The sequence below is a fragment of the Ruegeria sp. HKCCA5491 genome, assembly GCF_013034565.1.
Lineage (GTDB): Bacteria > Pseudomonadota > Alphaproteobacteria > Rhodobacterales > Rhodobacteraceae > Ruegeria.
Map to the genome: position 1 here is coordinate 172,488 of NZ_WQGG01000001.1, position 12,238 is coordinate 184,725.

The window sequence follows — 12,238 nt, forward strand, 5'->3', positions numbered from 1 at the left end:
CAAAGCGGTTGTTCGCGGCCGGTATTTGGTCCAATTCAAGCTGAGCTCGCATGTGCCAAAGCAGCGTTCAAAAGCATTACTAGCGGCTTCTTCCTACTTTGAAACTTTGACTTCGATGAGTTCTGGCTACATTCCAGAAAGCCCAGCGTTGGTATTCAATAGAAACTGGCGGAAAATTGGGCTGCTAGCCGCCCCAATGCCACGAGCGTTTTCCCCAACCGCTGCAGCCTCCACGACCGGAGGAATCAAACCGCGTTTGTCTTGGTTGATTAAGTAACGGCGAACCCTTGACACCAGTTCTTCCCGAATTTCAGGCGGGAACGCGCCATCGATAAAAATGGCCTCGAAGTCGATGACAGCACAGATTGAAAGAGCGGCCTTAGCTAATTCTTGCGCCGTGGTGCCAATCCATGGTTCTACATAGCGAGAAATGCTGCTCCAATTCTGCGGCTTCTTCCATAGAATCCCCGGGTCGACACCCGCTTCTATCAATCGGTCCTCAAGCAAAAACAGCGACGCCGTGTCGATCAGTTGCTGGCTCTCACCCAAAGGACCGGTCGTGCGCATGGCGCCCAATGCACCGGCATTGCCTTGGTTGCCTTCGAACACGGTGCCGTTCAATGCAACACCGCCGCCGATCATTGAGCCAATAAAAAAGTAGAAGTAGTCACGGTATTCTGCCCCACGCCCATAGAGATGCTCTGCGTGACATGCGGCTGTTGCGTCGTTGACCACAAAAACCGGCAAATCGCTGAACTTGGCGACCTCGGAAAAGAAATTCACGTTTCTCCAAGACCGAAATTTTTTTGCAGCAAGCCCAGACAGATCGTGCCATTTCCAAAGTTCAAATGGGGTCCCGATACCGATCCCACAAACACGATCACGAAGCCTCTGGGGCTCGTGGGACAGAAGCGTTTCCAAACCAGACTCCAAAAAACCGAAAATGACCTCTGGTAGCGGATAGTCATAAGTCGTGGAAAGTTGGCGACGCGGTGTGCCAGTAAAGTCGATCAAGAGCAGATCGGCGCTACGCCTCCCGATCTTCATCCCAACCGACAAGATGCCTTCCGGATTTAATTCCATAGGGATTGAGGGCTTTCCAACCTTCCCGCGCAGTGGGGTTCCACGCTTGAGAATTGTGTCTTTTTCAAGCTTGCGCAAAATGATTGATACGGTCTGAGGAGATAGGCCTGTTAATCGCGCAACGTCGGCGCCTGCGGCGGGCCCATGCCGTTGTAAAACTGTCAAAATCAGACGTTCGTTGTGATCGCGAACCCCGCTTTGACTTACCCCACCGGTCAGTGTGTTGAGCGCCTCTCTTTCCATAGCCTGAACATAAACACCTTATTTTCTTATGAAAAGGTGCTTAGGTAAATTAATAAATAAACTTTATTTATTTATTGACAGAAAGGCTAGAATCACAGTTTCTTGAATTAGACCTTCATTGGAGGATGAGGGCGAGTCTCGTTGGCCTGCCATGCGGGGCATCAACAATTTTCTGGGAGGACTACATGAAAAATCTATTCAAGATAGCCGCATCTGCTACCGCGCTTACGGTGGCTGCCGCATCTGCCCACGCGGCCGGAGAAACCGTTTGTCTGATCACGAAGACAGATACCAATCCATTCTTTGTAAAGATGAAGGAAGGCGCAACGGCCAAGGCTGAAGAGCTTGGCATGACCTTGAAGGCCTTTGCCGGTAAAATCGACGGCGACCATGAAACTCAAGTTCAGGCCATTGAAACTTGTATTCTCGACGGCGCAAAGGGAATTCTCCTGACGGCTTCGGACACAAGTTCGATTGTCCCCGCTGTTCAGCAGGCGCGTGATGCTGGCTTGCTGGTTATCGCTCTGGACACGCCACTAAGCCCGATTGACTCCGCTGACGCAACCTTTGCGACAGACAACTACAAAGCTGGCCTATTGATCGGGCAATGGGCGAAGGCAAAGATGGGCGACGCAGCGGCTGACGCAAAAATTGCGACGCTTGATCTTAACGTCAGTCAGCCAACCGTGGACGTTCTCCGCAATCAGGGCTTCCTAGACGGCTTCGGTGTGGACCTGGCAGACCCCAATGTCATCGGCGATGAATCTGATGCACGATTGGTCGGCAGTGACGTGACCGACGGCAACGAAGAAGGTGGGCGCCGCGCCATGGAGAACCTTTTGGCCAAGGACTCGACGATCAACGTTGTTCACACGATCAATGAACCAGCAGCGGCAGGTGCTTATGAGGCTCTGAAATCCATTGGGCGTGAAAACGATGTGCTGATCGTTTCGGTCGATGGTGGCTGCCCCGGTGTACAAAATGTGCAGGCCGGAGTTATTGGAGCTACAAGTCAGCAGTATCCGCTTTTGATGGCTTCGCTTGGGGTCGAGGCTGTTAAAAAGTGGGCTGAGGAAGGCGTAAAGCCAGAAAACACACCCGGAAAAGACTTCTACGATACCGGAGTCGCTCTCATCACGGACCAACCTGTTGATGGCGTGGAATCGATTTCGGTCGCCGAAGGCTTGGAGCTCTGCTGGGGCTAAATCAGACCTAATGTATGAGGCGCATGAGAGCGCCTCATCACTCCTTTCACCAGCAAACCGAAACTTCCTGTACACTCATCTCGTGGGCATTACATCGCCCGCGAAAAGGGGGAGATATGTCCGAAGCAAACCAGAGCGCCAAGGAATTTGAATCCGCTGCCAGCAGGACAGAAACTGTTGCAGCTTTTGAGGACCATCGGCGTGGCGTTTTGGGGAGGTTGCAGCATCTTCTCCACGTCAACCCATCTTTTGTGCCGCTTATCGTTCTGGTCGGTGCGATTTTGATTTTCGGACTGCTATTGGGATCGAAGTTCTTCTCGCCGTTTGCCATGACCTTGATCCTCCAGCAGGTTCAGATCGTCGGAATCGTGGCCGCAGCTCAAAGCCTGGTTATTCTGACCGCCGGCATCGATCTGAGCGTCGGCGCAATTATGGTATTTTCTTCTGTTATCATGGGGCAGTTCTCTTTCCGATACGGCATTCCAGTGCCAATCGCTGTAATGTGCGGGCTTGCGGTTGGAACCTTGATCGGAGCACTGAACGGCTGGCTTGTCAGCCGCGTTAAACTTCCCCCCTTCATTGTCACACTAGGGATGTGGCAGATCGTACTGGCGACTAACTTTCTGTATTCCGCGAACGAGACTATTCGCAGTCAGGATATCGAAGCCAACGCTCCCTTCCTTCAATTCTTTGGAACCAAGTTCAGCATTGGTGGAGCGACCTTTACTGTCGGCGTCATTTTCATGCTCGCCCTGATTTTTGTGTTGGCCTATGCACTTAAACACACGGCTTGGGGAAGGCACGTCTATGCCGTGGGTGACGATCCTGAGGCGGCCGAACTATCAGGTGTCAACGTCCATCGAACACTCATGTCCGTCTATATGTTGTCTGGCTTGATTTGTGCCTTCGCGGGCTGGGCTCTGATTGGGCGCATCGGATCAGTCTCGCCGACGTCCGGCCAATTGGCCAACATTGAAAGCATCACTGCTGTTGTGATCGGAGGTATCTCTTTGTTCGGTGGACGGGGGTCCATTCTGGGGTCACTATTCGGCGCACTGATCGTCGGCGTGTTTACTCTTGGGCTAAGGCTGCTCGGCGCAGACGCGCAGTGGACCTTCCTGTTGATCGGTCTTCTCATCATCGCAGCGGTCGCAGTCGACCAGTGGATCAGAAAGGTATCGGGCTAATGTCAGACACAACTCCAGTCGTCCAAGGGCGCGGGATCGTGAAGCGCTATGGCCACGTCACCGCCATCGACCATTCCGACTTTGAACTGCGGAAAGGAGAAATCCTTGCAGTTATTGGGGACAACGGTGCGGGTAAATCTTCCATCGTCAAGGCGATTTGCGGGGCCACCATCCCGGATGAGGGCGAGATTCTGATCGAAGGGAAGAAGGTAAACTTTACCTCTCCAATCGACGCCCGCAATATGGGTATCGAAATTGTCTATCAACAGCTTGCCATGTCTCCTGCCCTTTCGATTGCGGACAACATGTTCATGGGGCGCGAGATCCGCAAAAAGGGGTTCATGGGCAAATACATGCGTCAGCTCGACCGGCCAGCTATGGAGAAGTTCGCCCGTGAAAAACTGACCGAGCTTGGCCTTATGACAGTGCAGTCGATCAATCAGGCAATTGAGACGCTGTCTGGCGGCCAGCGTCAAGGCGTTGCCGTTGCGCGCGCAGCCGCCTTTGCGACCAAGTTCATCATTATGGATGAACCGACGGCTGCTTTGGGCGTGAAGGAAAGCCGCAAGGTGCTTGAGCTGATCCAGGACGTACGGGCGCGTGGTATTCCGATCATTCTGATCAGCCACAACATGCCGCATGTCTTCGAAGTCGCTGACCGAATTCATGTGCACCGGCTCGGTAAAAGGCTCTGCACGATTGATCCCAAGGACTACACGATGTCCGACGCCGTGGCCTTTATGACCGGCGCCAAAGAACCACCAAAAGAAGACGCCGCGTGATCGAGCAGGATGCAAAGCGCGTGTGCGACCTGATCTCCTCCCGGAAGCAGGTTGGGGTTCGGACGATTGTCGCAATCTCCGGCCCCCCTGCATCCGGAAAGTCGACCCTGGCAGAATCCGTTGTGCAATCGCTGAACGCAAAACAGAACTCGGCGGTTCCTTTAGCCACGTTAGTGCCTATGGATGGCTACCATTTAGACAATCGTGTACTTGAAGCGCGAGGATTTCTGGCGAGAAAAGGCGCGTCAGAAACCTTCGATGCAATTGGGTTTTGCAATGCAATTAAAAAGTTACAATCCGCACAGCATGAATCATTTCACCCCAGATTTGACCGTCAAATGGATCTCGCCATTGCCAACGCGATTGCGGTTCACCCCGACACTCGGACTGTTGTTGTTGAAGGGAACTACCTTCTGATGGATAGCGACCCGTGGAGAACATTGGCGGATGTCTATGCCGCAACGGTTTTTGTCAGCCCAACTTTGGAAGAACTCGTAAAGCGGTTGCATCACCGCTGGATCAAGCATGGATTTGATCCGAAAACCGCGTTGCAACGCGCGAAAACGAACGATCTGCCCAACGCTGAACGTGTCATCCGTGATAGTCGGAAAGCCGATCTTACACTGAACCAGAATTACACCGAATTCGGGATGCGCTATGCATTCTGAGTTTGCGCATTGGATTCACCCATCCGTTAAAGCAGCACCTCTAGGCGGGTTTTACTGCGTCCCATCAATGTAGATCCGAATCGAGCCGAATTTCTGCTTGATCTGGCCGACCGATGGATAGCTTTCCTCACGCCGGTCGCAGTGCTTCTTGATCGCTTCAAAGCACTCGGTGACAATCCGAACCCAGCCCAGATTGTCTTTTCCGAGGTGCTTCTCAACGGAGCCGCGGATGTCATCATAACCGAAGGTGTTAGTCATCTGCCGGATCCCCGGTTCTAGGGGGGTCGGATTCTTGCACTGAAGCGATTTCCTCTAGCGCGGCGATGAGACGATGCAGGCCTTTTTTCTGCCTCTGCCGCCACCGTCAATTTGAGAGCAGAGAAGTGTTCGTCCGGTAAACCATTCCCTGCTTTATGCTTCCCAAGCTGGAGAGGTGATGACACCTCAAGGTCGCTTTGGGTTGATTGATGATCCTGAAACCTTCGACATCGCGCCTTTCAAACCCAAATCGATCTCATTGCATTGGGAGTTCATGTACACTCGGTCGCTTTTTGCGACTGGAGATATGAACCGTCAAAGCGAAATCCTGAATCAGGTCGCTGGGTTGATAGATGACGGAAAGATCAGATCCTCAGCGACCGATACACTTGGTAGGATCAATGCTACAAACTTAAAGAAAACGCATGCTATCCTTGAAAGCGGCAGGGCCAAAGGAAAGCTCGTGCTTGAGGGTTTTTAGATGAGAATTGAACGGCTGGATCATGTGAACATCGTGACGACTAGGTTGCCTGACATGGTTGCTTGGTATGAAGAGGTCCTGGGTTTGAAACTCGGGACCCGCCCTGATTTTCCGTTCCCCGGAGCTTGGTTGTATGCGGGTGATCACGCAGTGGTTCATCTTGTGGGTCACGAGGGAACGCCAAATGTCGGCTCCGAAGTGAAGCTCAAGCTCGAGCATTTTGCGCTCTCAGCCACAGGCTTGAGCGCATTCGAAGAAAAACTGAGCTCGAATCAGATCAAGTACCGCAAAACTGACGTCCCGGGCGCCCGAATGGTCCAAATCCATGTGGCCGATCCTGATGGAAATCACATTCACATAGACTTTGAAGAAATCGAGTAAGGGACAAACACTCGCAATTGTCGGAACGCAAAACTAAACTCGTAAATTCTTGCCGATTAGTGATCGAGATCATTACTGGGTTGCTTCCAAGAATTACCCGGACCAACATTTTTGGGCGGTACAAGCGTCGAATTGGAGATCAGCATGCTGGACCTCGAAACCAACAAGAAGAATGTCATTGCTTTCTACGAAATGATGTTCAATGAGTGTCGGCCTGCGGAAGCCATAGATATCTTTGTTGGTGATACCTATACGCAGCACAACCCGCATGTTGGCGACGGCAAGCAAGCGTTTATCGAATATTTCGAGCGCATGGCCGCCGAATATCCGGGAAAGCGTGTGGATATCAAACGTGCGTTTGCTGAAGACGACCACGTTGTTCTGCATTGCCACCAAATCTGGCCTGATGGTCTCGAGTACGCAGGTATCGATATTTTTCGCCTGGATGCTGAAGGTAAGGTTGTCGAACACTGGGACGTTCTTCAGGAGGTTCCGGCAAACAGCGAGAATGACAATGGCATGTTTTGACTTAACCGTTCTGACAGCGGTGCATGGAGCTTTGAAAGCTCCTGTCGGCTAAACCACGATAGTCAGAGGGCATAAGTCTGATCCAAGAAACCCGCCGAAGCGTATCTATCAAGAACCCTTTAGCAAGGAGATAAATATGCTCCCGAAGAGTATTCTCGCGGCGACCCTTGGATTATTTGCAGCTACTTCGCTTCAAGCCGGTGTACAAATTCGCTTCATAGAAGGAGCACCCAAGGACCGTTTTGTTCTGACAAACGTTGGAGCTTGCGAAGTAGAAGCCTCGATCCTCAAAATTGACTTGTCGAAATCTGCGGGACGTCTGATTTTCGACGTTACTGAAAAGGGTGCGGGCGTCGAGGTCTTCCAGCCTCTCGAATTCGTTGAGGGTGCGGATGCTCTGCGGCAAATTCCAGCGGTCGTGGACGGGCAAGATACAATAGAACTTGAAATCGCCTCCCTCGCAGCCGGGGACACACTCGCCTTTACCATCGATGTCGATGATACTATCGGGCAACGCGAAATCACTGTTACAGGCTCGGAGATCGAAGGCGCCACGGTGTCCTATACCGTTGCGGAAGAGACCAGTACTGCGACCTTCTCTTCGGACGCGCTTGTAAACGTGACGACCAGGGACTGCTGAAAGCCATCCTACAATGTCGAATTGGTTGATCCGCATAGCATTCCTCGCGCTTATGTTGGGAGGCGGCATTCTGATCGGAACACTGACCGCACCTGGCGAATGGTATGCGCAGCTCTCTAAACCGGCTTTCAATCCACCAAATTGGATTTTTGGGCCGGTTTGGACGGTGCTTTATGTGTTGATCGCCATGGCGGGTTGGCGTCAGTTTGAAGCAGATCGAAGCTCGACCGCCATGAAGCTGTGGTGGGCGCAGATGAGTTTGAACTTTTTGTGGTCGCCAGCCTTTTTCGTAATGCAACTGCCGTGGTTTGCCCTTGTGATCATTGTCACGTTGTTGGCTGTGATCGTCATGTTCATTGCTCGGGTCAGGAATTCAGATCGGGTTTCCGCACTGGCTTTCCTGCCGTACTTTGCATGGGTCGCATTTGCCACGGCGCTGAACCTCTCCATTGCGATACTGAACTGACAAGGAACAATATGCGTGCAAACTTCATCGGGCTTGTTTCAGGTTTTGTTATCATCGGATGCACAATGGCTCAGGCTGATGAAAAACTGAATGAAGACTTTTCCAAGTCTCCGGAGACGCGTTGGGACTACGTTGCCGACACCGTCATGGGAGGAGTTTCCTCAGGACAGGTGCAGTTTCGTTCGGAAGGTGATGTTGCATTCGCGCGGCTGACCGGAACCGTGAGTACAGAAAACAACGGGGGCTTCATCCAGTTCCGACGCAAGTTGTCTGAGCGACTAGATGAGGCTGTATCAGGCGTCAAGCTATTGGTACGGGGGAACGGTGAGCAATACTTCGTTCACCTCAGAACACGTGGCACGGTGCTTCCGTGGCAATACTACCAGGCCGCGTTCGCAACTTCTGAAGACTGGACCGAAGTCTATTTGCCTCTGTCAGGCTTCAAGGCTTCAGGTGCCATGTTGCGCGCTATTCCCGATGCGGATGCAATAACCTCATTTGGGGTTGTAGCCTTCGGGCACGATCATGAGGCCAGCGTAGATGTCAGCGAGATTGGTTTCTACTGAAGGTCGCCCGGGTGCAACGCTCCAATCTTCGTTGAACCAGCCAGATCAGGCGACTCAAAAAAGCATGCGACAATGCAAATCCAATAGCCTTTGCTCATCCTTTGCAAGCGACTAACTTGGGTACATGGAAGAAGTCACCCGACTAACCGAATGGATGATTACAGAAGGTCGTAGCTCCGGCGATCCTGTAAAAGTGGTGTCACACTTTTGTTCCTCCTTGGTCGAAGCCGGAGTTCCGCTGTGGCGAGTAAACATTGGCCAACGCTTTGCCAATCCATTGCTTATTGCTTGGGGCGTGGTTTGGACGCCCAACGGCACCGACAGCTACGATGTCACCCATGAGACGACGTTGACGGATGGTTATGTTGGGAGCTCATTTGAGTATATTCTGGCGAATAGAAAGCCGCTTCACAAAAGTCTTCAGCAACTGGACTCAGAAACAGAGCATTCATCCTATTTGGAGTTTGCAGAGCAAGGCGGCACCGACTACTACGCTACTTTGCTTTATTATGGTGATGGATCGCTGCATGGTTGCACGTTCATTACACAGGCGCCGGATGGATTCTCGACGGAACATCTAAGGCTGATTGAAGCGGTCTTACCGGCCCTTTCTTGCGCCTTGGAACCTGTGACGATGCGAAAATCGTCTAAAGGTCTACTTCGAACTTATTTAGGAGATGGGCCTTCCGAGGCAGTCTGGAGCGGAAACATCAAGCGCGGTGAGCGAACAACTCTGGATGCCGTGGTTATGTTCTCTGATCTGCGAGGTTTTACGGCATTTTCCGAAACCTCTACGGAAGAAGAAGTCTTCGACACGCTCAGCGACTATTTTGATCTGGTGGTCAACGCCGTGGAAGACAACGGTGGAGACGTCCTCAAGTTTATGGGTGATGGCATCCTGTCGATCTTCACTATCGAAGCTCAAAAAAACCATGCCGACCGTTGCAGAATGGCGGCTCTTGCAGCGCAGAGTGTGCTGAGTGGTTTGAACGCTCTCAACACTAGACGAGACGAGTTCCAAAAACCGCCCTTGGACATTGGAATTGGGATCAACGTTGGGCAGGTCAGCTACGGTAACATCGGCAGCCCCGGCAGGCTTGATTTTACGGTTTTGGGTGGTGCGGTGAACGTCGCAAGCCGAATTGAAAACTTAACAAAATCAATTGGTCAGAGAGTGTTGGCGACGTTAGCCGTTGCAAGTGCTTCACCGAACATGTTCGTTAGCTGTGGGGATCACGAAATACGTGGCCTTGCTCAGCCCATTGAGCTGTTCTTTCTCACTGAAGGGGCGCAATAATCAGGTATTTTTTTAAACAACATACCTTTCCGGGAGCATTCTGAGTGTTTGCAAGAACCATTGCCTTACTGATCTGCGCTGGGGCTTCTCCGTCCACGGCATTGGAGCTTCGCGAAACTGGGCGCTACGAGCTCAACCAACCGGCAAGCCTTGACTACGATCCAACGTTTTGTGGCTTGTGGATTGCCAACGAGGGGCCCGAGGCCATTCTCGTTACATTGCAAGGTGATGAGTTGCGCCGCATATCCAGCGATCTCTTCCGTATCAAGGCAATTGCTATCGAAGGAGATCACTTGTTGGTAGGCGACGGTCTTGGCAGCCTCCAACGTGTCACGAAGGAAGGAGTCACTTTAGGAGCACCCTTTGAACTTGAAGGTGGATTTGCGGATACCGAAGGGATCGCGATCAATGCAAAGGGGCAGATCGTGACCGTAGAAGATGATCCGGAACGGTTGTCCTGGTTCACTTCAGAAGGCGTCCTTACGGCAAGGTTGGATACCATGAAGCTCTCTCCCCCCTTAAGCGAGGCACAGGGCATCGCAATTGACCCACGAACCGGTCACATGTTGATCGTTGATGACTGGGAAGGGTCAAACAGCCTGTATGAGTTCACGGCAGATGGCCAACTGCTCGCCCAGCAAAGCCTGTTGGAATTCGGAACAGACCCGGAAGGCATCGCCATTAGGCCGGGATCTAACCAACTGTTCGTGGCGTTCGACGGTGGCGCGAAGATTGTGACATTTGACTACACACCCACCTTGCCTGAAGGATCGCCGCCTCTGCCTCCGGGCGCGGATTGTATGATCTTTTGAGAATTTGGCTGCTTGCTTGGGGCGATGCAGGTTACGGCTAGTCGCGCTCGTTGTCTAGCGTTTCACGTATGAGCGTCAAATTGGGTAAAGACCTATGGAACGGTTCGGGCCCGAGTTCGGACAAAACTGGAGCCAGGGCTTCAGACATCCGTTCCATAGAAGCTTTCAAAAACTCCGCGCCTTGCGGCGTGGACCGGGCAATTTTCGAACGCTTGTCTTCGGGGTTGGTTTCAAGGGTAATCAGGGCATGATTTTCTAGGCTCGCGAGCATGTGCGTCATCGACGTCTTGGGCACTTGAAAAGCGTTCGACAGCTGTAGTGGCGTTTCCCCCTCGGGGCGCCGGACCAGGTGGCCCAATATGCCAAACTGGGTAGCGGTCATTCTGCCAGGTAAGAACGCTTCAAGCTTGGTCGAGATCAGCTGGTTGATGATCCCGACCTCGGTGAAGAACCGGTAGACTTCGTTGGTCTCATCTTCAGGCTTCATTCAGAATTCGTGTCTCCAGAGGCCAACGGGGCGTGGCAATTGGTTCAGGCCCATACCCCAAACGCAACAACATTTGCACCGTGTGGCCTGGTGACGCAAGAAGCTCATGCGCAAGATCGTATTCATCGGCCATCTCGGGATATTCCTGAAGGGCCTGACTGACCGGATGCACGCCCAGACCCATTTCGGTTGTCTTCAGGTAGAAACGCATCAATTGACGTCCGGCTTCGAGTTGATCGCTTCGCGTGTTTGTAGCTGTCGTGAGGACTGCGTATTGCGCCGTCGCGTCTAGCATAGCGAAGTAGCCTCGCATGTGAGACTGAGTGCCTGGGTGGTCAACATTCATAAGGGTCTCATTGTCCAATAGGCCAGTAAGTCGCAGCGTTTCCAGCATGGGATCGCGTAACTCAATCCCGTCCGGGTTGGCGTTGATTTCTGCTTTCCCGATCCGCATGAGGTCGACGGATTCTTTCAGGGTCTGCGGCGTTCGCATTTCGATTTCAAATGCGCGTTTCGTGAGGTCTCGAACACGGGCCACTAGATCCTCATCGGAAATTAAAGTGGCATAGTTTTCAAGGACCGACACTTCCGTCTCGGACAGCCGCTGTTCAGTGTACGGTTCTTTGTTGGAATGCCGTTTGAGGATTTGATCTGATAGTGGATCGGGTGCTCCGCCAGAAACAAACACTGCTTCTGCGATTGGTCCGTCATCCCCATCAGGCAGTAACTTGACCTCGGTATCAAATCCCTGTGCACCTGCCGCCAGGACCATCGTCTCAACAAATGCGCCGAGGCCAATATAGAGCTGGCGGTGGTAAGGATCGGTTTCCGGAAGCTCGCGATCTGTATCACGGTGGATGCGCACCTTGTCTTGCCCAACCAACTCGACCAGCCAAGGTTGCAAGTTGTGCGGGTTAGGGGCGAGAATCGCGTAGGACAAAGCGGCTTTGCGGGGGTCGTCATATGGTTGTGGCGTCCACGGAGCCAGCGCGTCATGCGGTGTGCGTGTCGCTAGGAACCCAACCGCGCCCGTTGCCGCCAGTATTGTGCCTCCGCCTAGAATCTTGAGAAAACGTCTTCGATTTGGCATCTTGAGTCTCCAGTAGTACGATATCGAACTAATATAATTCGAAATCGTACTATTTCATCTCCAT

General features: G+C 52.4%; 16 protein-coding genes. 12 read left to right on the forward strand and 4 right to left on the reverse strand.

Annotated elements, in window-relative coordinates:
- Positions 1-126 precede the first annotated feature (126 nt).
- Positions 127-1,326: an ROK family transcriptional regulator gene (locus GOV88_RS00835; protein ID WP_171212945.1), complete on the reverse strand. Its 1,200-nt coding sequence runs from the start codon at positions 1,324-1,326 to the stop codon at positions 127-129.
- Positions 1,327-1,511: 185 nt separating this feature from the next.
- Between GOV88_RS00835 and GOV88_RS00840 the strand changes: the two genes are divergently transcribed.
- The 4 genes from GOV88_RS00840 to GOV88_RS00855 all read left to right on the forward strand — a co-directional run bounded on the left by GOV88_RS00840 (position 1,512) and on the right by GOV88_RS00855 (position 5,168).
- Positions 1,512-2,531 carry a sugar ABC transporter substrate-binding protein gene (locus GOV88_RS00840; RefSeq protein ID WP_170353723.1) on the forward strand — a complete coding sequence of 340 codons (1,020 nt, stop codon included), beginning with the start codon at positions 1,512-1,514 and terminating at the stop codon, positions 2,529-2,531.
- A 116-nt stretch (positions 2,532-2,647) separates the two neighbouring features.
- Positions 2,648-3,718 (forward strand): ABC transporter permease, encoded by a 1,071-nt coding sequence (locus GOV88_RS00845; protein WP_170353974.1) that lies wholly within the window; start codon positions 2,648-2,650, stop codon positions 3,716-3,718.
- Positions 3,718-4,500, forward strand: a complete 783-nt coding sequence (locus tag GOV88_RS00850) for an ATP-binding cassette domain-containing protein (protein WP_174825670.1) — start codon at positions 3,718-3,720, stop codon at positions 4,498-4,500. The genes GOV88_RS00845 and GOV88_RS00850 overlap by 1 nt, the downstream gene beginning before the upstream one ends.
- On the forward strand, positions 4,497-5,168 hold the full coding sequence (locus GOV88_RS00855; RefSeq protein ID WP_171239259.1) for a uridine kinase: 672 nt from the start codon (positions 4,497-4,499) through the stop codon (positions 5,166-5,168). The genes GOV88_RS00850 and GOV88_RS00855 overlap by 4 nt, the downstream gene beginning before the upstream one ends.
- 51 nt (positions 5,169-5,219) lie before the next feature.
- Here the strand turns inward: GOV88_RS00855 and GOV88_RS00860 are convergent, their stop codons facing one another.
- Complete coding sequence (locus tag GOV88_RS00860) at positions 5,220-5,426, reverse strand: hypothetical protein (protein WP_171212946.1); 207 nt, start codon at positions 5,424-5,426, stop codon at positions 5,220-5,222.
- A gap of 148 nt (positions 5,427-5,574) precedes the next feature.
- On the opposite strand from GOV88_RS00860, the gene GOV88_RS00865 reads away from it, so the two are divergent.
- From GOV88_RS00865 to GOV88_RS00900, 8 genes are all read left to right on the forward strand, one after another.
- Entirely contained in the window at positions 5,575-5,907 is a 333-nt protein-coding gene (locus GOV88_RS00865; protein WP_256368088.1) for a zinc-binding dehydrogenase, read from the forward strand.
- A complete protein-coding gene (locus GOV88_RS00870; RefSeq protein WP_171124963.1) occupies positions 5,908-6,288 on the forward strand; it encodes a VOC family protein in 381 nt (126 codons plus the stop codon).
- A 144-nt stretch (positions 6,289-6,432) separates the two neighbouring features.
- A complete protein-coding gene (locus GOV88_RS00875) occupies positions 6,433-6,816 on the forward strand; it encodes a nuclear transport factor 2 family protein (protein WP_171123467.1) in 384 nt (127 codons plus the stop codon).
- Between the two features lie 136 nt (positions 6,817-6,952).
- On the forward strand, positions 6,953-7,456 hold the full coding sequence (locus GOV88_RS00880; RefSeq protein ID WP_171212948.1) for an aggregation factor core: 504 nt from the start codon (positions 6,953-6,955) through the stop codon (positions 7,454-7,456).
- Between the two features lie 13 nt (positions 7,457-7,469).
- Complete coding sequence (locus GOV88_RS00885) at positions 7,470-7,922, forward strand: TspO/MBR family protein (protein WP_171239260.1); 453 nt, start codon at positions 7,470-7,472, stop codon at positions 7,920-7,922.
- An 11-nt stretch (positions 7,923-7,933) separates the two neighbouring features.
- Entirely contained in the window at positions 7,934-8,488 is a 555-nt protein-coding gene (locus GOV88_RS00890) for a CIA30 family protein (RefSeq protein ID WP_171239261.1), read from the forward strand.
- A gap of 124 nt (positions 8,489-8,612) precedes the next feature.
- Positions 8,613-9,785 (forward strand): adenylate/guanylate cyclase domain-containing protein, encoded by a 1,173-nt coding sequence (locus GOV88_RS00895; RefSeq protein WP_171212950.1) that lies wholly within the window; start codon positions 8,613-8,615, stop codon positions 9,783-9,785.
- A 44-nt stretch (positions 9,786-9,829) separates the two neighbouring features.
- Positions 9,830-10,597 (forward strand): hypothetical protein, encoded by a 768-nt coding sequence (locus tag GOV88_RS00900; RefSeq protein ID WP_371808205.1) that lies wholly within the window; start codon positions 9,830-9,832, stop codon positions 10,595-10,597.
- Positions 10,598-10,634: 37 nt separating this feature from the next.
- Here the strand turns inward: GOV88_RS00900 and GOV88_RS00905 are convergent, their stop codons facing one another.
- Both GOV88_RS00905 and GOV88_RS00910 read right to left on the reverse strand, forming a co-directional pair.
- Positions 10,635-11,084, reverse strand: a complete 450-nt coding sequence (locus tag GOV88_RS00905) for a MarR family winged helix-turn-helix transcriptional regulator (protein WP_171239262.1) — start codon at positions 11,082-11,084, stop codon at positions 10,635-10,637.
- Positions 11,074-12,174, reverse strand: coding sequence for a nitroreductase family protein (locus GOV88_RS00910; protein WP_171239263.1), 1,101 nt, complete (start codon positions 12,172-12,174; stop codon positions 11,074-11,076). The genes GOV88_RS00905 and GOV88_RS00910 overlap by 11 nt, the downstream gene beginning before the upstream one ends.
- Between the last annotated feature and the right edge of the window lie 64 nt (positions 12,175-12,238).